Genomic DNA, 23,216 nt, shown 5'->3' with positions numbered 1-23,216 from the left:
GGTTTCGTGGCCGCTTTCGGAAACTCTGCGTGCGCACCGGGAACTGTGCGTGACCGCCGTCCGTTCTCCCGGTATCCGCCGTCCGCCGCCCGCCTCGTTCGTGGTCGGTTCGGCGGGTGATGCCGTGGCCGTGACGACGAGGGACGGAGGGTGGGAGATGGCGTTCGCCGTGCCGGTGCCGGTGCCGGTGCCGGTGCCGGTGCCTGTGCCTGTGCCGAAGGTGGTGCAGGCCCTGTCCTGCCTGGTCCTCGGCTTGTGCGGGGTGCTGGTGGCCGTGATGCGGCCGACCGGATCGTCGCGTCCGCCGTCGGTCCCCTGGCGACGATCCGGTCGGCCGCGGCACCGCGCGGCCCGGCCCGGATCAGCCGAGGTGCGGTCCCGCCGTCCCCGCGAGGGAGTCGAGGTCGCCCTTGCGGACCCTGAGCACCAGCCAAGCGGTGAGGAAGGCGAGCACGGCCATCGCCGCGGCCGGTATGAAGGCCGTGGAGATGCCGTGGGCGAGCACGTCGTGCCCCCAGGGCGCGGGCAGTTGGTGCGTCTTGGCGAACTCCGCCTTCTGCTCCGGCGAGGCGTCGGCGAGGAACTTCGGCAGCTGCTTCTCCGCCTCGTCGGTGCTGGCCGATCCGAAGACGGTCGTCAGGATGGACAGCCCGAGCGAACCGCCGACCTGCTGCATGGCGTTGAGGAGCCCGGAAGCCGCTCCCGCCTCGTGCGGGGCGACACCCGACACGGCGGTGACGGTGGCCGTCACGAAGTTCAGGCCCATGCCGAAGCCGAACACCAGCATGGGACCCAGCACCCCGCCCGCGTACGTGCTCTCGGGCCGGATGAACGTCTGCCAGACCAGCCCGACGACCACCAACGCGGAACCGCCCATCATGAACGGCTTGGGGCCCAGCACCGGCAGGAGGCGCTGGGACAGGCCCGCCCCGACGGCGATCGCGGCGGTCACGGGAAGGAAGGCGAGGCCGGCCCTGATGGCGCTGTAGCCGAGCACGTTCTGCACGAACAGCACGATGTAGAAGAACATGCCGAACATCGCCGCGGCCAGGCTCAGCATGATCACGTACGTGCCCCAGCGGTTCCGGTCGGCGAACATCCTGAGCGGGGTGATCGGCTCCTTCGCCCGCATCTCGGTGAAGACGAAGGCGGACAGGAGGACCACGGCCGCGCCGAAGGAGCCCAGGGTGAGGCCGTCCCGCCAGCCGTCCTCGGCGGCACGTATGAACCCGTACACCAGCGACGCCATGCCGACCGTGGAGGTCAGCGCACCGGTGAGGTCGAAGCGTCCGGGGTGCCGCTCGGACTCGTTGATGTACAGCGGTGCGATCGAGGCGATCAGCACACCGATGGGCACGTTGACGAACAGCACCCACCGCCAGTCGAGCCAGTCGGTGAGCATGCCACCCGCGAGCAGGCCGATGGCACCACCGCCCGCGGAGACGGCGGCGAAGACTCCGAAGGCCCGGTTGCGTTCCGGGCCCTCGGGGAACGTCGTGGTGATCAACGCCAGCGACGTGGGCGAAGCGATCGCACCACCCACGCCCTGCAGGGCCCGTGCGGCCAGCAACTGCCAGGGTTCCTGGGACAGGCCGCCCAGCAGCGACGCGAAGGTGAACAGCAGGATGCCGGCCATGAACACCCTGCGGCGGCCGAGGATGTCACCGGCTCGTGCGCCGAGCAGCAGCAGACCACCGAACGTGAGCGTGTAGGCGCTGACCACCCACGTCAGGTCGGTGGTGCTGAACTTGAGGGCCTCTTGAATGTGCGGGAGCGCGATATTCACAATCGTCGCGTCGAGTACCACCATGAGTTGGCAAGCCGCGATGACGGTGAGTGCGATGCCGGGATGCCCCTCCCGGCGGGCCATGCCCGGTTTCTGATCGTCTCTGAGCAGCTGAGAGGTCGTCACTATGGGTCCCCCAAAAGGCTCTAGTGAACGCTCGCGTTCACTTTCGAGTCCACGGTAGTGAGTCCCCGACAGTGAACGCAAGCGTTCACTTAATCGGGCGTCGCGTCCCGCGTCCCCCTGTTGCTGCGGCACGGCGCCCAGCCCCCCGGAACCCCCGCTTCCCTTGCATGTTGGAGAAACTCAGATGGTTACCTCGCGCTGGACGGCCGCCCCTGACCGGACGGCTTCCCCTCGTCGGCGCGGTGCGGTGCTGGAGCGAGCGATCCTGGACGCCACTTTGGAGCAGCTCAGCACGGTCGGCTGGAAGGGGCTGACCATGGAGGGCGTCGCGGCCGGCGCCCAGACCGGCAAGGCCGCGGTCTACCGTCGCTGGCCCTCCAAGGAGGATTTGGTCGCCGACGCCCTGGTGTCCGGACTGCCCCGGGTCGAGAAGGCCCCGGACCTCGGAAGCGTGCGCGAGGACCTGCTCACCCTGTGCCGGCAGGTGCGGCGGATCATGTACTCGCGGCCGGGGGTCGCGCTGCGTTCGGTGATTCACGAGTGCGACCATGTGCAGGTGGAGCGCTTCGAGCGAGTGATCGTCGGCACCGTGGTCGAGCCGACCGTCAACCTGCTTCGAGAGGTCACCACCCGCGGAATAGAGCGAGGAGAGGTCCGCTCGGACGCGGCCAACGGGTACGTCTTCGACGCCATCCCGGCCATGATGATGTACCGGTCGAAGATGTGCGGCAGCGAATGGAGCGACCAGGATCTGGAAGAGATGATCGACCAGTTGATGCTCCCGCTGCTGCGGCCCTACGAGACCTGACCCGCCGCGTCCGCACTCCCGGTGCCGGCCGGACGACCGGGGTGTCGCAAGGCGATCCAGGCGGCGTACGCTAAGGGCGCCATGCCGTACGAACCACCTACTCACACCGTCGAGCGCTCCCTGCGCGCCACGACCGGAGCGAAGGTCATTGCCGGTGTCGACGAGGTGGGGCGCGGCGCCTGGGCCGGGCCCGTCACCGTCTGCGCGGCGATCACCGGACTCCGCCGCCCGCCCGAGGGGCTGACCGACTCCAAGCTGCTGACGGTCAGGCGCCGTACGGAACTCGCTCCGATACTGCAGTCATGGGTGACGGCCTACGCACTGGGGCATGCTTCCCCGGAGGAGATCGACGACCTGGGGATGACGGCCGCGCTGCGGCTCGCCGCGGTCCGCGCTCTGGACGCGCTGCCGGTCCGCCCCGACGCCGTGATCCTCGACGGGAAGCACGACTACCTCGGCGACCCCTGGCAGGTGCGCACGGTGATCAAGGGTGATCGGTCGTGTGTGGCCGTCGCGGCGGCGTCGGTGATCGCCAAGGTTCAGCGCGACAAAATGATGGCCGAACTGGGTAGCGACCATGCAGACTTCGGATTCGCGGACAACGCCGGGTATCCGTCGCCCGTGCACAAGGCCGCACTGGAGGAGTGGGGGCCCACCCCGCACCACCGATTGTCGTGGGCGTATCTTGATGCGTTGCCTCAGTGGCGGCACCTCAAGAAGGTCCGCAGCTGGGCGGACGGAAGCGTTCCGGAAATCGAGGGTCAGCTCGTTCTCGACTTCTGACGGTTCCGCTCGCACTGATGTGCCACCCGGTCATCCGCGCCGCACCAACGTTTGATAAATATCAGCTCATGCCTCTCATTCCCGAGGAGCCTCAGATTCACGAGAGTGCCCAGGGTCCCCGCGCCACGCCGGCCAGCGGCCGTACCGCGCCGACCCCCCGCCCCGTACCCGGCCCCCGTCCCGCGGCTCCGTCCCGCCCCGGTCGTCCCGGCCCTCTGCGGCCCACGCCGCCGGTGCAGCGCACGCCGCGTGACGTGGCTCCGGCCAAGCCTGGCCCCTCCGGCCCGGCCGTTCCCACCGCCACCACGGCGAGCCCGCAGATCCAGCTGATCCCGGCTTCGGCCGAGGGCGCGCTCGACGCCGCCGAGGAGGCCGTGGACCTGCTTCTGGACTCGGGCCGCGCCCCCGGCGACGTGCTCGTGATCACCACCGGTGCCCAGCACCCGTGGGCCGAGCACGAGCTGTCCTTCGGCGAGACGTCCTACTGGGCGCAGCATGACGCCGGTGACGACGTCTTCTACGCCGATGCCGCCGTCGCCTCACGCGCCGCCACCCGCCCGGTGGTCGTCGTGGCCGTCAACGGAGGACCCGCCTCCGCCGCTGTCACCGCCCTCCCGCTGGCCCACTCCCGGGCCGGTGCCCTGCTGATCGTCTGCGGCGACCCGCAGCAGATCAACTCGGTGCTGGGCGCCGGCGTCTGAGCCGCGTCCGGCACCCCGGGTCACCGGGGTGCCGAGGGGGCCGCTCCGGCGGAATCCGCACGGTGCGGCTTTTGGCGTGCCCGCGTACGGGCGGCGACAGCCCCCGGAAGGGGCGTGCCGCATGGGCGCCCGGTTGCCTGGGCCGAGGCCGAGGCGACCGCGCCGGGTTGCTCTCGGAGTTCGGCCTGCCGGGGTGGATTTCGTGTGTCCGGACCAGCACGTGAGCCCGCGTGTGTCCTCGGTGCCCCTCGCGACGGACGACGGTTCGGCTCGGGCACCAGGGCTCGGCTCGGGCATCGCGCGCTGGTGCCGACTACCGGTTGGTCACGTTCGGTCGGCCACGCGTTCGTGCCCTTCGGCCGGCCGTCGGTTCGTGCGGCCCGGCTGCTCCCGATGCGCGGGCGGGGCCGGTCGGTCGCGGCGATCGGGCCCTCCGGCCGTCGTACCGGGCGTGGCGTTCGTGGACCCGGTCGGCGGCACGAACCGTCATGCCGCCGGCGGCGCGCCACCAGGCCGGCTCAGCGAGCCGCAGCCCGGCGCAGCACCTCGGAGACCGGGCCACCGGTGCGCGGTACGAGCGGCGGAGCCTCCGCCGTGGCGAAAGGCTCGGGAGCCGAGTGCGCGTTGGGCCGGCGTCCGCCGCGTCCCTCACCGAGCACTTGCCAGCCGTCATGCGTCAGCGTGATGTACGCCCCGCAGCGCAGCCCGTGCAGCGTGCAGGCATCGCGCAGTCCCCACATCCAGGCGCCGTCCTCCTCGGTCCAACGCGCGTCGCCCTCGCGGCAGTAGAGCAGGACAGCCGTGCGCACGGGGGTGCGGCGGCGGAGGTCGTGCGGAATCACCCGGCGCAGTTGGGCCAGCAGCGTGTTGCGGAACATCCAGCCGTCGGCGGCAGCCGGACGGCGTGTGAACGAGGCGCTGGCCCGCAGCCGTTCGTCCGGGTCGAGAACCGCCACGATCGCCGTGAGCGGCTTCGGGTGATGGCGGGTGTGCAGCCCGCTGACGACCTCACGGGGGTTGCGCAGCAGGGGGATTCCGGCAGCGGCCCATTCGGCCGGCTCGAGCAGGCGACTGGCGGAAGCGGCGGACGTGGACGTCGACAACGAGGCCGCCGAGGACGAGGCGAATCCGAAGGTCACGTTCCTCCCTTCGGCTACGCGCCCATACTGCGGGCGAGGTCGGATTCGGGGGAGCGCGCACCGCAGCGGAGCCCAACCGGATCACGGACGCACCGTGCGGGGAGCGGACCTCAATTCTTCCTGTCGAACTTGGCTGCGGCAACGAGCAATTGGCACCGCCGACTGTTATCTGGTGGTGCGTGGCTTATATCCCTACCCAAAGGTTCGGCTGACGACGCCTGAGGTGCCCGATCACCGCCTGCCGGGTCACCGTGCGTAGCTGCGCGGTCATCCCTGAGCCGCGCAGCCTTGCGGCAACACGCAGCTCGGCCCGGCCAGGCGAGGACGGGCGGCGGCACGCCGGTCATCCTCGGGTCATCCTTGAGCGGCAAGGAGCGGTCCACGGCACGTCTGTCAGCCCTGCACGGCGAGGACCAGCGGCAGCACTCCGCGCGCCCCGGACTTCCGCAGCAGCCGTGTCGCGACAGCGAGCGTCCAGCCCGTCTCCGTGAAGTCGTCCACCAGCAGCACGGGACCATTCGCCTCGGCGAGCGCCGACGCCAGTTCGGGCGGCACCGTCAACGCGCCGTCGAGGGTCTTCAGCCGCTGCGCGCTGTTGCTGCGTGGCGAGCGGGAAGCGTCCCCGGCGTACTCCACCGAGCCGAGCAGGGGCAGTCTGCCGACATCGGCGATCCGGGCGCCCAGGGAGTGGATCAGCCGGGGCCGGCTGCGCGAGGCCACGGTGACGACGCCCACCGGCCGGGGCGGGGCGTCGGACGCACCGGAGGCCCAGCCGCCGGGACCCCGGGCCCAGTCGGCAAGGACGTCCACCACGGCTCGCGCCACGTCGTCGGGCACGGCGGCGTCCGGCGTCTGGGGCGCGAGCAGCGGGCGCAGGCGGTTGCCCCAGCCGATGTCCGACAGGCGCCCCAGCGCCCGCCCGGGCGAGGCCTGTTCCCCGGCCGGGATGCGTCCCTTGAGGTCGATGCCGATGGCCGGCAGGCCGGTCGGCCACATGCGGCGGGGCTCCACTTCCACTCCGGCGCGGCCCAGGTCGCTCCGCGCGGCGTCGAGGGCCGCCGGGGACAGACCGGAGGTGAAGCGCGGTCCGGCGCAGTTGTCGCAGCGGCCGCAGGGTTTGGCGCCCTCGTCGTCCAGCTGGCGCTGAAGGAACTCCATCCGGCACCCGGTGGTGGTCGCGTACTCGCGCATCGCCTGCTGTTCGGCCGCGCGCTGCCGGGCCACCCACGCGTAACGGTCGGAGTCGTAGGACCACGGCTGCCCGGTCGCGATCCAGCCGCCCTTGACGCGGCGCACCGCTCCGTCCACGTCGAGGACCTTCAGCATGGTCTCCAGGCGTGAGCGCCGCAGCTCCACGAGCGGTTCCAGGGCGGGCAGTGACAGGGGCCCGTCGGCCCGGGCCAGGACGTCCAGGGTGCGCCGGACGAGATCCTCGGAGGGGAAGGCCAGCGAGGCGAAGTACTGCCAGATCGCCTCGTCCTCCTTGCCGGGCAGCAGCAGCACCTCCGCGTGGTCGACACCACGGCCGGCCCTGCCGACCTGCTGGTAGTAGGCGATGGGGGAGGAGGGCGAGCCGAGATGGATTACGAAGCCGAGATCCGGTTTGTCGAAGCCCATGCCGAGCGCGGAGGTGGCGACCAGGGCCTTCACGCGGTTGGCGAGCAGGTCGTCCTCGGCCTGCTGACGTTCGGCGTTCTCCGTCTTGCCCGTGTACGAGGCGACGGCGTGCCCGCGCTGCCGCAGGAAGGCGGTGACCTCCTCGGCGGCGGACACGGTCAGTGTGTACACGATGCCGGAGCCCGGCAGGTCGTCGAGATGGTCGGCGAGCCAGGCCATCCGGTGCGCGGCGTCCGGGAGCCGCAGCACGCCGAGGCTCAGACTCTCCCGGTCCAGCGGCCCGCGCAGGACGAGCGCGTCGGACGCGCCCCCCGTACCGAGCTGCTCGGCGACGTCCGCGGTCACTCGCGCGTTGGCCGTGGCGGTGGTGGCCAGTACGGGAACCCCGGGCGGGAGGTCGGCCAGCATGGTGCGCAGCCGGCGGTAGTCGGGGCGGAAATCATGGCCCCAGTCGGAGATGCAGTGGGCCTCGTCCACGACGAGCAGGCCGGTGGCCGCGGACAGCTTGGGCAGGACCTGGTCCCGGAAGTCCGGGTTGTTCAGCCGCTCCGGCGAGACGAGCAACACGTCGACGTCGCCCGCCGCGATCTCGGCCTGGACGGCCTCCCACTCCTCGGTGTTGGCGGAGTTGATGGTCCGGGCGTGGATACCGGCCCGGCCGGCCGCGTCCACCTGGTTCCGCATGAGCGCGAGCAGCGGCGAGACGATCACCGTGGGCCCGCTTCCCGCGGCCCGCAACAGCGAGGTCGCCACGAAGTACACCGCGGACTTGCCCCATCCCGTGCGCTGCACGACCAGGGCCCGGCGCCGGTCCGCGACCAGTGCCTCGATCGCCCGCCACTGGTCCTCGCGCAGCCGGGCCGTGCCCGTGGCGTCCCCGACGAGCCGGGCGAGGACGGCGTCCGCCCGTGCCCGGAGATCCGCGTTGCTCGTGTGCTCCATGCCTCCCATACAACAGGACGGGACCGACAAACGGGCGGGCACGGGCCGAGGCTGTGGACAACGCGGCACGGCGTTGTCGTGTCCCTGATTCGACTTATCCACAGGCTCAACCGGAATCTCAAGATCCGCGAGATCGTCGGCGCATGACGAATCACAGCGAAGCCAGCGGACCCTTCGGAAGCGACGACATCCCGGCACAGGAGCCGCCGACCGGGCCGGCCGACCACGCCACGCAGGTCACGCTGCGCACCCCGGCCGAGCTGGCCGACGCCCTGCCCTACCTCCTCGGCTACCGCCCGGAGGACAGCATGGTGCTCGTAGCGCTGCACGACCACGCGGGCCGCCGCGGCAGGTTCGGCGGCCGGGCCCGGCTCGGCATCCCCGCGGCCGAGGAGGACTGGGAGGCCGCCGCCCGGCAACTGGCCCGCGGTCTGGTCACCGGCAGCGAGCGGCGCGGCTCCCGGCCCGAGCGGATGGTGGCCTACGTCTGCCAGGAACCGGGTCCGGGAGAGTCCGGCCGGGACGTCAAACGACGGCTGGAGAGGCTGGCCCACCTGATGCGGACCGAATGCGGCAACCTCGACGTGCCGGTCATCGAGGCCCTGTGCATCTCCGACGGCCGTTTCTGGTCGTACTGCTGCCCGGTCGAGGGCTGCTGCCCCGAGGACGGTTCGCCGATGGGCCTCCCCGGTACGTCGGTACTCGCCGCGGCGGCCACCTACGCCGGCATCCAGGTGCGCGGCACCCTGCGGGAACTGCGCGCCAGGTTGCAGCCGTGGGAGACCGGCGCGGCGCTGGAACAGGAGATCGCCCTGGACGCCGCCGGCATGAGCCTGGTGCCCCGCATCCTGGACGAGACGGCCCGTCAGAAGGTGGCCGAGGAAACCCTGGACCTTGCCGAGCGGATCATTCGCCGTTACGGCACAGCGGCCCCGGTCTCCGGCAGCCATCCGGCGGACGCGCGCGACGACAACCTCCTCACCAACGACGAGGCGGCCACCCTGATCCTCGGGCTCCAGGACCGTACGACCCGCGACAGGGCCGCAGCCTGGATGGAAGGGGCCGAGGCCGGGCCGGCGCTCCGGCTCTGGCGCGCCCTGGCCCGCCGCTGCGTCGGGCCCTACGGCGAGCACGCCGCCGCACCGCTGACCCTCGCGGGCTGGGTCGCCTGGTCCATGGGGGATGAACTGGAGGCGCGGGAAGCGTTGGCCATGGCCCTGGCCGCCGATCCCGACTACCTCTTCGCCCGCCTGCTGCACCAGGCCTGCAACGAAGGTCTCGACCCGGAGGCGGTCCGCCGCTGCCTGCGCGCGGACGGCGCACGGCGCACAACGGCGGGGACCACGGAGCGAACGGACCCGGCATCCCAGAACGCTCTCACCGAACCCCCGCAGGCCCCGGCACCGGCACCCGCCCCCGGCATCCAGGCGGACGGCCGGAGCACCGAGCCCGGCTCCCGGACGGGCAGGCAACGACGGCGCCGGGCGCGCAACGCGGACGGCGACGACGGCCGTCAGACGGCGCACGCGAAGGGAGGCCGACGGAGGCCGGCCGACACCCGCCCCCGGGCGTCCGCCACCGAGTCCTCCGGGCCCGGCACCCGTGGCCCCATCAGCACGCGCACGCGTGGGGCGGGTCCAGGCGACGCCACGACCGGTGGCGCCCGTTCGGACACCGGGCGTCCGCAGCCAGAGGAGAACGGATGAGCGCCGGCGAGTGTCAGGCGCCGCCCTGCACGCGCACGACCGCCGAGCCACCGGGCCTGAGTAGAGGCACCTCCGGACACGCCGGGCGCGCACAGTCGGCGAGGCGCCTCGGCCGATCGGCACCGGGTGCCCTGACGGTCGCCCTCCGCCGGCCGGTCGTGTCATCGCCGGGGGTCCGGGTGCCTGCCTCTTGCTGGTCGGTCGTGTCATCGCCGGGTGCTCGGGTGCCCGCCTCTCGCTGGCCGGTCGTGCCACCGCCGCATGTCCGGGTGCCTGCCTCTCTCTGGCCGGTCGTGCCACCACCGGTTGCCCGGAAGCCCGCCTCTCGCCGACCGGTCCCGCCATCACCGGGTGCCCGGACGCCCACCCTCCGCCAGCTGGTCATGCCACTCCCGGGTGTCCAGCCGTCCACCCCGAGCCGACCGGTCCAGCCACCACCAAGCGGCCTGACACCCACCCTCCGCCACCCCGCCAGGCCACCATCGGTCGGCTTCATGGGGGCGAGCCGTGACCCGGAGGAGTCCGCTGCCGTTCACCTGAGTGGCGGAAAGCCTCGACGGGCCCGGCCGCCGTACCTCCCCTGTCCTCCGGGACGGCCCACCGGCCGCCCAGCACGTCCGAGGCACACCAAGCGCAGAAGGAGCCAGCCCATGCACCAGCAGCCGACTCCGCCCTCCGCCGCCGGCGAACGTCCGCCCCGGAGCAAGTCCGAGCCGTTCCTGACGGACGTCACAGGCCCCACACCGAAGGCAGCCGGGTTTCGACCGACCTCCCGTGCGGACGTCCGTCCCTTCGCCCCGGCCGCCCAGGGCAGCCCTCTGCCGGCCGTCACGGCCCGGTCCCGGGGACCCGCCGCGGCCGCGCCGCTCCGCACACCTCCGGTCAGCCGCCCGGTGCCGGAGTTGCCGCCCACGCACACCGCCCTGATGTGCGTGGCCCTGCCCGGCCTCGCCGTCTCCGGCGAGTCGGGGCAGTTGGCCGGACGGGGACTGGACGGGTTCTACCGGGGCGGCAGGCGGCTGCTGTCCCGGTGCCAGGTCCGCGTGGCCGGACGTGAACCGCTGCCGGTGCGGGCCTGGATGACCGGAGCCGACAGCGCCCGCTTCGTGGGGACGCTGCGCACTGCTGCGGCCACCGGCCCCGATCCCGACGTCGTCGTGGAACGGACCCGCCACGCCGACGGAACCGAACGGATCACCTTGCGCAGCGCGGCCCCGCGTCCGCTGCGCCTGCCCGTCGAGGTGGCCCTCGGCACCGACCTCGCGGAACTCGCCGCCATCGCCGCCGGGGCGGCAGGCCCCGAACTCCCGGCCAGCGTCCACGACTCGGGTCTGCGCTGGGCCAAGGACGACGCCGCCGCCTGCGTCACCCCGGACCCGCCGCCCGCCGACGCCCTGGCGTCCGCCGGACTGCTGCGCTGGGAGCTGGAACTGGCACCGGGCGGGACGGCAACCGTGGAACTGCGGGTACGGCCCGAGGGCACCGGCCCTCTGCGGGCTGCGGGACACGCCGCCGGCCCTCTTGCCCCTGCCCGGGCGGCCGGCGACGACCACCGAGTGGGCCCGCTGCTGCACTCCGCCGTCGCCGATCTGCGGGCACTGCTCCTGCGGGACCCCGCGCACCCCGCCGACACCTACCTCGCGGCGGGCGCCCCCTGGCGCTGCGGAATGGCCCCGGCCGAAGCGCTCACCGCCGCCCGCATGGCGCTGCCCCTGGGTACCCGGCTCGCCGCGGGCACCCTGCGCGCCCTGGCCCGTACCCAGCTCAAGGGTCCGGGCCCCCGGGCCGGCATGATCCCCGGCCCCCGTCGCGACGCCGGCCCGCATCTCCCACCGAGTTGCACCGGAACGGAGGCCACACTGCTCTTCCCCGTCCTGCTCGCCGAGGCCCGCCGCTGGGGGCTGCCCGATCAGGAGACACGGCACCTGCTCCCTGCGGCCGAGCGCTGCCTGACCTGGCTGCGGACCACCGTGCGTGACGGCACGTACCTCCGCGATCCCCATCCCACCGGACCGGCCCGCTGCGAGACCCAGGCCCACGCGCACCGTGCCGCCCTGCTCGGTGCCGACCTTCTCGACGCCTACGGCAGACCGGGCGCCACGGAATTGCGCCAGTGGGCCCAGACGCTGCGGTCGGCCTTCCGGGCCGACTTCTGGATGGAGGACCGCGGAGGCGGACGTCCGGCCATGGCCCTGACAGCGGATGGCCGGCCCGTGCCCCACCTGGCCGCCACCACCGTCCACCTCCTCGACACCGGACTGCTCGGCGGCGGCATACTGGCCCCGGGCCTGCTCGACAAGGTGCACACCGCACACCTCGCCCGGCTGCTCGGTGCCCCCGCCATGGACGCGGGCTGGGGACTGCGCGGCCTCGGCACCAAGGAGGCGGGCCACAATCCGTTCGGCCACCGGACCGGAGCCGTGCGCGTCCAGGAGACGGCACTCGCGGTCGCCGGGCTCGCGGCGGCCGGATACGAGAAGGAGGCGGCCGGACTGCTGAACGGGCTGCTGGACGCGGCGGAACACTTCGGTCACCGCCTGCCCGAGATGTTCGCCGGCGAACAGCGCTTCGCCGGCACCTCGCCCCTCCCGCACCCCGCCGCCTGTCGTCCGGCCGCCACCGCAGCGGCCTCCGTGGTCCTGCTGCTCACCGCCCTCGCCGGCATCCGACCCGACGCCCCCGCCCGCACGGTGACCCTGCGCCCCGTCCGCAGCGTCCCGCTCGGCGAAGTCGGACTCCACGGCCTCCGCGTCGCGGGGGCCCCTTTCGCCGTACGGATCAGCCGCCTGGGACTGGCCATGGTGGAGGAGGCGGCGGACGGCCTGCAACTGGGAGCGTGACATCCGTGGAACTGGCCGTGACCTCGTACGACAGCACTGCTTGGACGGACGGAGAAGCGGTTCGGCGCCCGGTACGGGAGAGAAGCGGAATCACCCCCCGTGCGACTGGCGAAGGGAGTGTTTATCGTCAGGCAGACGACTATGATCGCGGCATGCCCTACGACCCGTCAGCCTTTCCGCCCTTCGCCGTCACCGTGGATCTCGTCGTGCTGACCGTGCGCCGCCATTCCCTGTGCGCGCTGGCGGTACGCAGGGGTGAGCCCCCGTTCCAGGGGCGCTGGGCGCTGCCCGGCGGCTTCGTACGGGCCGACGAGGATCTGTCCCAGGCGGCGGCCCGCGAGCTGGCCGAGGAGACCGGGCTGTGCGCTCACGATCCCTCGGTCCCGGCCCAGGACAACGGAGCCCACCTGGAGCAGCTCGCCACCTACGGTGATCCCAAGCGGGACCCGCGCATGCGTGTGGTCAGCGTCGCGCACCTCGCGCTCGCACCCGACCTGCCCGCGCCACGCGCCGGCGGCGACGCCAGCAACGCGCGCTGGGCCCCGGTCGAGGAACTGCTCCAGCAGGGTGGCTACGGCCGCGACGGTGAACCTATGGCACCGCTCGCCTTCGACCACGCGCAGATCCTCGCCGACGGAGTGGAACGAGCCCGCTCCAAGATCGAGTACTCGTCGCTGGCCACCGCCTTCTGCCCGCCCGAGTTCACCGTCGGAGAGCTGCGCCGGGTGTACGAGGCGGTGTGGGGCGTGGCCCTCGACCCGCGCAACTTCCACCGCAAGGTCACCGGAACACCCGGGTTCCTCGTCCCCACCGGGGGTACGACCACGCGCCAGGGCGGCAGGCCGGCCCAGCTCTTCCGAGCCGGCGGTGCCACGTTGCTCAACCCGCCGATGCTGCGCCCCGAGGTGTGAGACCAGAGGGGCGGTCCCGGCTGGACGCCCGGCGCACCGGGCTGCCGTACCGGACCCCGGGTCCATCGAACGGCGGACAAGATCGGGCCTAGACCACACGGCATGTTTCCGCAAGTCCGCTTATACCGGGAAAACCGGACATGTAGCGCTATCTTGCTGCAGGTGATCCAGGCCTTCGGACTGACCAGCAACCCCCGCAAGGCGCATCCGCCGGCTGTCGACGACGTTTCCTTCGAAGCGCGCGCCGGGCATGTCACCGCGCTCCTCGGGGCCGCCGGTGCGGGCAAGACGACGGCGCTCAGACTCATGCTTGAGCTCCAACCCGGGCGCGGCATCACGTACTTCAAGGGGCGTCCCCTGCACTGCATCGCGCATCCGGCACAGGAAGTCGGCGTACTCCTCGGCGACGTGCCGGGTCACCCGTCCCGCACGGTCCGCGGCCATCTGCGCATGCTGTGCGCGGCGGCGGGAGTTCCCGCGCGGCGGGCCGACGAAGTCCTCGAAGCGGTCGGTCTCGTCAGCCTCCGCGAGGAGCGCCTCGGCACGCTGTCGCGCGGCATGGACCGCAGACTCGGCCTGGCCTGCGCCCTGCTGCCCGACCCGCACACGCTCGTCCTCGACGAACCCGCCGACGGTCTCCCGGCCCGTGAGGCCCAGTGGCTGCACAGCATGCTGCGGGCCCACGCCGCCCAGGGCGGCACGGTGCTCTTCACCACGGCCGACACCAAGGAGGCCGCGCGGAGCGCCGACCGGGTCGTCACGCTCGACGCCGGGAGGGTCGTCGCGGACCAGGAGGGAAGGGCGTTCGCCCGCACTCGGCTACGCCCCCGCGTGGCCGTCCGCAGTCCCCACGCCGTACGCCTCGCGGCCCTGCTCACCAAAGACGCGCGCACCACTCGCCGCTCCGTCGAGGTCGTGCGCGAGGGCGGCAACCGCCTGTCCGTGTACGGCACCACGACCGCCGACGTCGGTGAGATCGCGTTCCGCCACGGCATCCTCGTCCACCAACTGGCCGACGAGGTGGGCGACATGGGGCCGGGAGCCGGTGCCGAGAGCGATGCGGGGGTGTGTTCCACCGAGCCCCTCCCGGTGGTCCCGGACTCGGCGCCGGCAGACCGGGAGGCCCGGCAGGACCACAGCCCGGCGGAATCGCGCCCGGCGGCACCCGGCACCCCGTCCGAGGAACCGGGGCAGACCTGGGCGGGCCCTTCGTGGGCGCGTCGCCGGCGTACCGTGTCGGGCTGCCCGGCGCCGGAGTCCGCCCGGCACTCCCCGCCGGAACCCGGCTCCGCCGCGCTCGGCGACGCACCGCAGGGCGCGAGCGGCACCGCGGACGAGCCGTCGACGACGCCGGAACGCGCGAAGCCGGTGTCCGAGGAGACCGCGGCCCCCGCCCTCCACGCCGCGGACTCGTGCCGCATGCGGCCGCCGGGGGAGTCACGCGCTTCGATGACCGGTGCGGCAGCGGCCGAATCCCGCGCGAAGACCCCGGACCGGTCCGCGCCCGGGCCGGACGCCGCCGCGCCGGGGCACTCCCCGGTCGACACGGCCGTCGCCGGGCAGCTCTCGGAGCAGCCCGAGCACACCCTCGACTCCTCCGCACCTGAGCCTGAGCGGGCCGCGGGCGGCTTCTCCCCGACAGGCGAAGACCGACTGGCGCCCGGGCTCGCGGCGCGGGAACGCGGGCGGACCGCCGGCGGTGAGCGGACCGCGCCGGGCCACGATCGTGACCAAGACCGCGCGGCGGAGGGTCCGCTGACCGCCCCCGGGGCTACGACGCACGCCGCGCCGGCGGCCGGTACAGCCGTCGAGGGTGGCCACGGCCACCGCGAAGCCACCGCATCCGGCGAGACGAAGACGGCCGGTGCCGACGCCGGTGCTGCGCCCGCAAGGGCCACCGGCGGCCGGTCCGCAGAGCCGGCGCCCACCCCGGACCCGGGCCCCGGCGGAGTCGCCACGGCTTCCGAACCGCAGCCCGGAAGCACCCGCACACCCACAGCCATCCTCGCCGGCACCCGTGCCCTCCTGCCCGGGGCCAGGAATCCGGGCGCCCGGCAGCAGACCGGCCGCACCGCCCGGCCCGACGGTGCGCGCCCCGTCCCCGCCCCTTCCCCTCTCCCACCCCCCATCTCCGTCCGCCCCGCCCGCAGCCCTCTCCGCCCCCTGCGCTACGAGATCCGGCGCGCCGGCGGAATCGGCACCGGTTTCCTCGTCTGCGGTGCCGTACTGGTGATGTCCGCGCTCACCGCCGTACTCCTGGCGCGGCTCGGTCACACCCCGCAGGCGCGGCTGTTCGCGGCGTGGCCGCGGGAGCTGCCGCTGCCGCCCGCGGCGCTCGCGGCGGGACTGCTCGGCGCGCTGGCCTACGGGGACGAGTTCCGCCACCCCGCCCTGGCGGCGGACCGCGGCACCGTCCCCCGCCGGCTGGGGCTGCTCACCGCGAAACTGCTCGTCTCCGGAGCCACCGCGGTGCTGCTCGCCTTCCTCACCGTGGGCTGCGACGCCGAAGCGCTCTACATCGTCTACGGACGGGAACTGGCACGAGTTCCCGCGGACTGGCTTTCGCTGACCGCGAGTTGGTTCGGGCTGGTCGTCGGTTGCGCCTGGGCCGGCGTACTGGCGGCCGGGGTGTTCCGGTCCACGACGGCCGGACTGGCCGCCGTCCTCGCCGTGCCCGTCCTCGTCGTGCCCCTCGTGCACGAAGCGCTGCGGGGTCCGGCCGTACGGATGGCGGCAGGCTTCCCGGTGCGGATGCGCGAGGTCTTCCTGCTGCAGTGGCCCTTCGGCGGAGAGCGGTACCTGGCCGCGGCCGCGCGGGTCCTCGCCCAACCCGTCGGGGGCGCGCTGGCGTTGTCGCTGGCGGCACTGCTCTGCGCGTACCTGTTCACCGCGCTGCGCACCCGGTTCTGATGACAACTGTCCGTACGCTTCCGTTCTCGGTGTGTGCACAACTCCCCGAAGTGAGCCCATTTCTTTTCGATAAGGCGTCAATTGCGACGCCGTGAGCGATCACCCTTTCGTGTGCTTTTCACCAAAGACCTCAAGGGAGTTGAAAACGGCGCCGACAAAGGATCCGTGAGTACCCTTGCGCACACCATGATGACCGCCGCCCGCTCCGCAGACTCAGGTCTGGCCGGCCCGGGCGAACTCGACCGCTACCCCTACGCCGAGGCCCCGGTGACCGACCGCGTCGGCGTGCCTGCCTGGGACGGCGGGGACCCCGAGCTGGGCCGTGTCGGCAGGCGGGGCTCGGGCAGCCGCGGACGCGGACTGCACGGCCAACTCGTCCAACAGCTGGGACAGATGATCGTCTCCGGCGACCTGGGCGCCGACCGCCCGCTGGTGCCGGAGGAGATCGGCCAGCGCTTCGAGGTCTCCCGCACCGTCGTCCGCGAGTCCCTCCGGGTCCTGGAGGCCAAGGGCCTGGTCAGCGCCCGCCCCAACGTCGGCACGCGGGTGCGTCCCGTCAGCGACTGGAACCTTCTCGACCCGGACATCATCGAGTGGCGGGCCTTCGGGCCGCAGCGCGACGACCAGCGCCGGGAACTGAGCGAGCTGCGGTGGACGATCGAGCCGCTCGCCGCCCGTCTCGCCGCCGGGCACGGGCGCGAGGAGGTGCAGCAGCGCCTCTGCGACATGGTGGAGATCATGAGCCACGCGCTGGCCCAGGGCGACGCGCTCACCTACTCGCGCGCCGACACGGAGTTCCACACGCTGCTGATCCAGATCGCGGGCAACCGCATGCTGGAGCACCTGTCCGGCATCGTCTCGGCGGCGCTCCAGGTCTCCGGCGGCCCGGTCACCGGCTGTGACCGGCCGAACGAGGCGTCCCTCGCGCAGCACGCGCGGATCGTCGACGCGCTCGGCACCGGCGACGGTACGGCGGCGGAGAGCGCCATGCGCCAGCTCCTCACCGTCCACCCCGAAGTGGAGCGCGTGGTTCCCGCCCCGCGCGAGCACTGACCTCGCGAGGAACGCGGTGCGGTCGCGGTGTGCGGCGCTCTCGTGGTACTCGTGGCGGCACCAGGCCCGGGTACCGGCCGCCGCCGGACCCCGCCGGACCATCCGGGGTCCGGCCGGGTCCGGCGGTGGCGGGAAGCCCCGGTCGTGGGTGCGGCCGGTCAAAGGCCAAGGGAGATCTCTTTTGTACGCGTCTGACCGCCTTTGACCGCTTACGGTGTGTGACTCGGGCCACGCAGATTGGGCGTAACGCTCGTGGAGACAGCGCGATGACCTAAGAGGTGACAGCCGCGGAGGGAATACGGACGCCGAACCAGGCGCTGTGAATCCTCCCGGCTCCCGCCCGCGCCGTCGGCCCATCCCCAGGCCGGTGGTCGGCTCCTGTCCTCAGTGGACGGTGCCGGAAGCCGTTTTCCAACGTTCCGAGAGGTTGTTCGTGTCGGCCAGCACATCCCGTACGCTCCCGCCGGAGATCGCCGAGTCCGTCTCTGTCATGGCGCTCATTGAGCGGGGAAAGGCTGAGGGGCAGATCGCCGGCGACGATGTGCGTCGGGCCTTCGAAGCTGACCAGATTCCGGCCACTCAGTGGAAGAACGTACTGCGCAGCCTCAACCAGATCCTTGAGGAAGAGGGTGTGACGCTGATGGTCAGTGCCGCAGAGCCCAAGCGCACCCGCAAGAGCGTCGCAGCGAAGAGCCCCGCCAAGCGCACCGCCACCAAGACGGTCGCGGCGAAGACGGTGACCACCCGCAAGGCCACCGCGCCCACGGCCGGGCCCGCGGCGCCCGCCGCTCCGGCCGCAGCCGATTCCGCCGATGAGGCCGCACCCGCCAAGAAGGCCGCCGCCAAGAAGGTGACCGCCAAGAAGACGGTCGCGAAGAAGGCCGTCGGCAAGAAGACGGCCGCCAAGAAGACCACGGCCAAGAAGGACGACGTCGAGCTTCTCGAGGAAGAGGTCCTCGAGGACACCAAGGTCGCCGACGAGCCCGAGGGTGCCGAGAGCGCCGGCTTCGTCCTGTCCGACGAGGACGAGGACGACGCGCCCGCGCAGCAGGTCGCCGCGGCCGGTGCCACCGCGGACCCGGTCAAGGACTACCTGAAGCAGATCGGCAAGGTCCCCCTGCTCAACGCCGAGCAGGAAGTCGAGCTGGCCAAGCGCATCGAGGCCGGCCTGTTCGCCGAGGACAAGCTGGCGAACGCCGACAAGCTCGCCCCGAAGCTCAAGCGCGAGCTGGAGATCATCGCCGAGGACGGCCGCCGCGCCAAGAACCACCTCCTGGAGGCCAACCTCCGTCTGGTGGTCTCCCTGGCCAAGCGTTACACCGGCCGCGGCATGCTCTTCCTGGACCTCATCCAGGAGGGCAACCTCGGTCTGATCCGCGCGGTCGAGAAGTTCGACTACACCAAGGGCTACAAGTTCTCCACGTACGCCACCTGGTGGATCCGGCAGGCGATCACCCGCGCCATGGCCGACCAGGCCCGTACCATCCGCATCCCGGTGCACATGGTCGAGGTCATCAACAAGCTCGCGCGCGTGCAGCGCCAGATGCTCCAGGACCTGGGCCGCGAGCCCACCCCGGAGGAGCTGGCCAAGGAGCTCGACATGACCCCGGAGAAGGTCATCGAGGTCCAGAAGTACGGGCGTGAGCCCATCTCGCTGCACACCCCGCTGGGCGAGGACGGCGACAGCGAGTTCGGTGACCTCATCGAGGACTCCGAGGCCGTCGTCCCGGCCGACGCGGTCAGCTTCACGCTCCTTCAGGAGCAGCTGCACTCCGTCCTGGACACCCTGTCCGAGCGCGAGGCGGGCGTCGTCTCCATGCGCTTCGGTCTCACCGACGGTCAGCCGAAGACCCTCGACGAGATCGGCAAGGTGTACGGCGTGACGCGTGAGCGCATCCGCCAGATCGAGTCCAAGACCATGTCGAAGCTGCGCCACCCGTCGCGTTCCCAGGTGCTGCGCGACTACCTCGACTAGGTCGCGGTCGTACGACGGCGAAGGCCCGGTTCCCCTCGCGGGAGCCGGGCCTTCGTGCTGCGCGCTCGCATGGCGTGGATGACTCTGGGTGTCCCAGCAGGACCCAGAGTGAGGAGCATGCATGCGCCGTTCCGTTGTCCGGGCACTGATCCGGCCGCTGGCCCTGGCGGCCACCGTGACCGCGATACCCCTGATGAGCGCGGCTCCCGCCGGCGCCGACAGCGTAGTGGTCGGGGGGTTCCCGATCGACGTCTCCCAGGCTCCGTGGACGGTGGCGCTGGCCAGCCGTGACCGGTTCGGGGGTACCCGGGCGGGCCAGTTCTGCGGCGCTGTGGCCGTCGGGCGCACCACCGTGGTCACCGCGGCCCACTGTCTGTCCGAGGAGGCCCTCGGGTCACCGCCGAACCGGCTGCGCGACCTCAAGGTCATCGCGGGCCGTACCGACCTGCTGTCGCGGCAGGGCGACGAGATCGCCGTGCGGGAGATCCGGCTCAATCCCGCGTACGACGCCAGGACCCATTCCGGGGACTTCGCGGTCCTCGGGCTCGCCGGACCGCTGCCGCGGAGCGCGGTCGTCGCCATGGCGGGCACGGACGACCCGGCCTACGCACCGGGCACGCAGGCCCTGGTGTCCGGGTGGGGGGACACGACCGGCGCGGGGGCCTACCCGCACCGGCTCCATGCCGCACGCGTGCGCGTACTGCCCGACGAGATGTGTGCCCGCGCCTTTCCGGGCGGCCCAGACGGCTCCTACCGGGCCGCGACCATGCTCTGCGCCGGTGAGCCCGCCGGAGGCCCCGACGCCTGCCAGGGGGACAGCGGCGGCCCTCTGGTGGCCCGGGGACGGCTGATCGGCCTCGTGTCATGGGGGAGCGGCTGCGGACGGCCGGGGCTTCCCGGCGTCTACACGCGCGTCTCCGAGATCGTACGAGCGCTGCGGCCGGCCGACGGGTCCCCGCCTTCCGGGCGCTCGTGAGCGCGCGTCGACGGGCATGAGCACGGGCGGCCGCCCCTGGTGAGGAGCGGCCGCCCGTTCACCGGCCTGTGCCGGGGCTGGCTCGTCGTGGTGCGAGATTCAGCGCTCTTCCTCGGAAGGAGTGTTCGGAACGGAGGTCAGCCGCTCCGTCTCGTCCTGTATCTCAGCGGCGATCTTCTTGAGTTCCGGCTCGAACTTGCGCCCGTGGTGGGCGCAGAAGAGCAGTTCTCCGCCGCTGAGCAGGACGACGCGCAGGTATGCCTGGGCGCCGCAGCGGTCGCAGCGATCGGCGGCCGTCAACGGGCTCGCGGGGGTCAGAACAGTAGTCACGTCGCCTCTTCTCTAGCTCGACGAGCTGTCGTACCAGGGTCAACATCCAACCAGCCCGTAAACGTTCCCGCTCGTGGCTTTTCCTCGAAAAAATCTTTCCGGGGCGGCTGTCTGCTGCCGGTTGGCGGCGAATGTGCCGTATTGCGTCTCTTGTATGCGTACGGGTTCGCGCTGTCTTGCTGTCTCGGTCCTCCCGGCCGGGTTGCCGGTTGTTCATGAGGACGTGCCCGGAGCCTAAATGGTTCATGCCTCGAATGGAACGTGATGTGTGCTTCACTCCTACGAGGGATCGAACAGGTATGCGAGTCTGGACTAGTGTGAGTTGACCGACGAGGGTGGCGTTACACCGGCTCTACCAGGGCTCGGTACCCTCTGTGCGGCGACCGAAGCCGCCCCCTTACCCAAAAGGGGGCCACCTGAAATTCAGCGAGGAGCGAACCGCGTGACCGCCGATACGTCCGTGCCGTCCACAGCGCTGCTGGCAGGAGCAGACCGGGACGGTTCCAACTACACCGCGCGGCACCTGCTCGTCCTCGAGGGTCTTGAGGCCGTGCGGAAGCGCCCCGGCATGTACATCGGCTCGACCGACAGCCGCGGTCTGATGCACTGCCTGTGGGAGATCATCGACAACTCCGTGGACGAGGCCCTCGGTGGCTACTGCGACCACATCGAGGTGATCCTCCACGACGACGGTTCCGTCGAGGTGCGCGACAACGGCCGCGGCATCCCCGTGGACGTGGAACCGAAGACCGGCCTGTCCGGCGTCGAGGTCGTCATGACCAAGCTGCACGCCGGCGGCAAGTTCGGGGGCGGCTCCTACGCGGCCTCCGGCGGTCTGCACGGCGTCGGCGCCTCCGTGGTCAACGCCCTCTCCGCCCGCCTCGACGTCGAGGTGGACCGCGGCGGCCACACGCACGCCATCAGCTTCCGGCGCGGCGTGCCGGGAGCCTTCGCCGCCGAGGGTGCCGACGCGAAGTTCGAGGCCAAGAGCGGTCTGCGCAAGGCCAAGAAGATCCCCAAGACGCGCACCGGCACGCGCGTGCGTTACTGGGCCGACCGGCAGATCTTCCTCAAGGACGCCAAGCTGTCCCTGGAGAACCTGCACCAGCGTGCCCGGCAGACCGCCTTCCTGGTGCCCGGCCTGACCATCGTCGTCCGTGACGAGTTCGGCCTCGGCGAGGGCGGCAGCAAGGGCGAGGAGTCGTTCCGCTTCGACGGCGGTATCAGCGAGTTCTGCGAGTACCTGGCCAACGACAAGGCGATCTGCGACGTCCTCCGCTTCTCGGGCAGGGGCACCTTCAAGGAGACCGTCCCGGTTCTGGACGACCACGGTCAGATGACCCCCACCGAGGTCACCCGTGAGCTGGGCGTGGACGTCGCGCTGCGCTGGGGCACGGGCTACGACGCGACCGTCAGGTCGTTCGTCAACATCATCGCCACCCCCAAGGGCGGCACCCACGTCGCCGGGTTCGAACAGGCCCTCACCCAGACGCTGAACGACGTGCTGCGCGCCAAGAAGCTGCTGCGCGTGGCCGAGGACAACATCGTCAAGGACGACGCCCTGGAGGGCCTCACCGCCGTCGTCACCGTGCGGCTCGCCGAGCCGCAGTTCGAGGGGCAGACCAAGGAGGTCCTCGGCACCTCGGCGGCCCGCCGCATCGTGAACAGCGTGATCAGCAAGGAACTGAAGGCGTTCCTCACGGCCACCAAGCGCGACGCCGCCGCCCAGGCCCGGGTGGTCATGGAGAAGGTGGTCGCGGCCGCCCGCACCCGGGTCGCGGCCCGCCAGCACAAGGACGCCCAGCGCCGGAAGACGGCCCTGGAGTCCTCCTCCCTGCCGGCCAAGCTCGCCGACTGCCGCAGCGACGACGTCGACCGCAGCGAGCTGTTCATCGTCGAGGGTGACTCCGCGCTCGGCACGGCCAAGCTGGCGCGGAACTCCGAGTTCCAGGCCCTGCTGCCGATCCGCGGCAAGATCCTCAACGTGCAGCGGTCGTCGGTCACCGACATGCTCAAGAACGCCGAGTGCGGTGCGATCATCCAGGTCATAGGAGCGGGCTCGGGCCGCACCTTCGATATCGACCAGGCCCGCTACGGCAAGATCATCATGATGACCGACGCCGATGTGGACGGTTCGCACATCCGCTGCCTGCTGCTCACGCTGTTCCAGCGCTACATGCGGCCGATGGTCGAGGCCGGCCGGGTCTTCGCCGCCGTGCCGCCGCTGCACCGCATCGAGCTGATCCAGCCGAAGAAGGGGCAGGAGAAGTACGTCTACACGTACTCCGACCGCGAGCTGCGCGACAAGCTCATGGAGTTCCAGAGCAAGGGCATCCGGTACAAGGACTCCATCCAGCGCTACAAGGGCCTGGGCGAGATGGACGCGGACCAGCTGGCCGAGACCACGATGGACCCGCGCCACCGCACCCTGCGCCGCATCAACCTCTCCGACCTGGAGGCCGCCGAACAGGTCTTCGACCTGCTGATGGGCAACGACGTCGCACCCCGCAAGGAGTTCATCTCCAGCTCGGCGGCGACGCTGGACCGGTCACGCATCGACGCGTAGCCGCTGCGCTGGGCTTCGGCGGACGGGGCGGGGGCCCGGCCGACGGG

At 72.0% G+C, this 23,216-nt stretch carries 15 protein-coding genes; 11 read left to right on the top strand and 4 right to left on the bottom strand.

Annotated elements, in window-relative coordinates; translation table 11 throughout:
* Positions 1-361: 361 nt before the first annotated feature.
* Positions 362-1,870, bottom strand: coding sequence for an MFS transporter (locus tag AB0947_RS02180; RefSeq protein WP_366748368.1), 1,509 nt, complete (start codon positions 1,868-1,870; stop codon positions 362-364).
* A 226-nt stretch (positions 1,871-2,096) separates the two neighbouring features.
* Here AB0947_RS02180 and AB0947_RS02175 point away from each other — a divergent pair, with 226 nt between their 5' ends.
* The 3 genes from AB0947_RS02175 (at position 2,097) to AB0947_RS02165 (ending at position 4,204) form a co-directional block, all read left to right on the top strand.
* Positions 2,097-2,720, top strand: coding sequence for a TetR/AcrR family transcriptional regulator (locus AB0947_RS02175; protein ID WP_366748367.1), 624 nt, complete (start codon positions 2,097-2,099; stop codon positions 2,718-2,720).
* Between the two features lie 81 nt (positions 2,721-2,801).
* Positions 2,802-3,503: a ribonuclease HII gene (locus tag AB0947_RS02170; protein WP_366748366.1), complete on the top strand. Its 702-nt coding sequence runs from the start codon at positions 2,802-2,804 to the stop codon at positions 3,501-3,503.
* A gap of 68 nt (positions 3,504-3,571) precedes the next feature.
* Complete coding sequence (locus tag AB0947_RS02165; RefSeq protein WP_366748365.1) at positions 3,572-4,204, top strand: hypothetical protein; 633 nt, start codon at positions 3,572-3,574, stop codon at positions 4,202-4,204.
* Between the two features lie 518 nt (positions 4,205-4,722).
* Here the strand turns inward: AB0947_RS02165 and AB0947_RS02160 are convergent.
* Both AB0947_RS02160 and AB0947_RS02155 read right to left on the bottom strand, forming a co-directional pair.
* A complete protein-coding gene (locus AB0947_RS02160; protein WP_366748364.1) occupies positions 4,723-5,343 on the bottom strand; it encodes a hypothetical protein in 621 nt (206 codons plus the stop codon).
* A gap of 393 nt (positions 5,344-5,736) precedes the next feature.
* Positions 5,737-7,902, bottom strand: a complete 2,166-nt coding sequence (locus tag AB0947_RS02155; RefSeq protein ID WP_366748363.1) for a RecQ family ATP-dependent DNA helicase — start codon at positions 7,900-7,902, stop codon at positions 5,737-5,739.
* Between the two features lie 143 nt (positions 7,903-8,045).
* On the opposite strand from AB0947_RS02155, the gene AB0947_RS02150 reads away from it, so the two are divergent.
* The 7 genes from AB0947_RS02150 to AB0947_RS02120 all read left to right on the top strand — a co-directional run bounded on the left by AB0947_RS02150 (position 8,046) and on the right by AB0947_RS02120 (position 20,273).
* A complete protein-coding gene (locus tag AB0947_RS02150) occupies positions 8,046-9,608 on the top strand; it encodes a DUF4192 domain-containing protein (protein WP_366748362.1) in 1,563 nt (520 codons plus the stop codon).
* Positions 9,609-10,534: 926 nt separating this feature from the next.
* The gene (locus AB0947_RS02145) at positions 10,535-12,448 is read left to right on the top strand and encodes a glycogen debranching N-terminal domain-containing protein (protein WP_366748436.1); all 1,914 of its coding nucleotides are present in this window, start codon (positions 10,535-10,537) and stop codon (positions 12,446-12,448) included.
* Positions 12,449-12,600: 152 nt separating this feature from the next.
* Positions 12,601-13,359 (top strand): NUDIX hydrolase, encoded by a 759-nt coding sequence (locus tag AB0947_RS02140; protein WP_366748361.1) that lies wholly within the window; start codon positions 12,601-12,603, stop codon positions 13,357-13,359.
* Between the two features lie 162 nt (positions 13,360-13,521).
* Positions 13,522-16,269 (top strand): ATP-binding cassette domain-containing protein, encoded by a 2,748-nt coding sequence (locus AB0947_RS02135; RefSeq protein WP_366748360.1) that lies wholly within the window; start codon positions 13,522-13,524, stop codon positions 16,267-16,269.
* A gap of 165 nt (positions 16,270-16,434) precedes the next feature.
* Entirely contained in the window at positions 16,435-17,322 is an 888-nt protein-coding gene (locus tag AB0947_RS02130) for a FadR/GntR family transcriptional regulator (protein WP_366748359.1), read from the top strand.
* Between the two features lie 433 nt (positions 17,323-17,755).
* Entirely contained in the window at positions 17,756-19,297 is a 1,542-nt protein-coding gene (locus AB0947_RS02125; protein ID WP_366748358.1) for an RNA polymerase sigma factor, read from the top strand.
* A gap of 121 nt (positions 19,298-19,418) precedes the next feature.
* Positions 19,419-20,273: a serine protease gene (locus tag AB0947_RS02120; RefSeq protein WP_366748357.1), complete on the top strand. Its 855-nt coding sequence runs from the start codon at positions 19,419-19,421 to the stop codon at positions 20,271-20,273.
* 99 nt (positions 20,274-20,372) lie between these two features.
* Here AB0947_RS02120 and AB0947_RS02115 read toward each other — a convergent pair whose 3' ends face one another.
* Entirely contained in the window at positions 20,373-20,603 is a 231-nt protein-coding gene (locus AB0947_RS02115) for a hypothetical protein (protein WP_366748356.1), read from the bottom strand.
* 442 nt (positions 20,604-21,045) lie between these two features.
* Between AB0947_RS02115 and AB0947_RS02110 the strand changes: the two genes are divergently transcribed.
* Positions 21,046-23,169 carry a DNA topoisomerase IV subunit B gene (locus AB0947_RS02110; protein ID WP_366748355.1) on the top strand — a complete coding sequence of 708 codons (2,124 nt, stop codon included), beginning with the start codon at positions 21,046-21,048 and terminating at the stop codon, positions 23,167-23,169.
* The last annotated feature ends 47 nt before the right edge of the window (positions 23,170-23,216 follow it).

It is taken from the genome of Streptomyces sp. NPDC047841 (assembly GCF_040704085.1).
Classification (GTDB): Bacteria; Actinomycetota; Actinomycetes; order Streptomycetales; family Streptomycetaceae; genus Streptomyces; species Streptomyces argyrophylli.
The sequence above is the reverse complement of the archived record's forward strand: the minus strand, read 5'-3'. Positions and strand labels throughout refer to the sequence as shown.

Excerpts from the sequence above, each read along its gene's own strand:
- AB0947_RS02180 (WP_366748368.1), bottom strand. The coding sequence starts at position 1,870 with ATGGCCCGCCGGGAGGGGCATCCCGGCATCGCACTCACCGTCATCGCG.
- AB0947_RS02175 (WP_366748367.1), top strand. The coding sequence starts at position 2,097 with ATGGTTACCTCGCGCTGGACGGCCGCCCCTGACCGGACGGCTTCCCCT.
- AB0947_RS02170 (WP_366748366.1), top strand. The coding sequence starts at position 2,802 with ATGCCGTACGAACCACCTACTCACACCGTCGAGCGCTCCCTGCGCGCC.
- AB0947_RS02165 (WP_366748365.1), top strand. The coding sequence starts at position 3,572 with ATGCCTCTCATTCCCGAGGAGCCTCAGATTCACGAGAGTGCCCAGGGT.
- AB0947_RS02155 (WP_366748363.1), bottom strand. The coding sequence starts at position 7,902 with ATGGAGCACACGAGCAACGCGGATCTCCGGGCACGGGCGGACGCCGTC.
- AB0947_RS02150 (WP_366748362.1), top strand. The coding sequence starts at position 8,046 with ATGACGAATCACAGCGAAGCCAGCGGACCCTTCGGAAGCGACGACATC.
- AB0947_RS02145 (WP_366748436.1), top strand. The coding sequence starts at position 10,535 with ATGTGCGTGGCCCTGCCCGGCCTCGCCGTCTCCGGCGAGTCGGGGCAG.
- AB0947_RS02140 (WP_366748361.1), top strand. The coding sequence starts at position 12,601 with ATGCCCTACGACCCGTCAGCCTTTCCGCCCTTCGCCGTCACCGTGGAT.
- AB0947_RS02120 (WP_366748357.1), top strand. The coding sequence starts at position 19,419 with ATGCGCCGTTCCGTTGTCCGGGCACTGATCCGGCCGCTGGCCCTGGCG.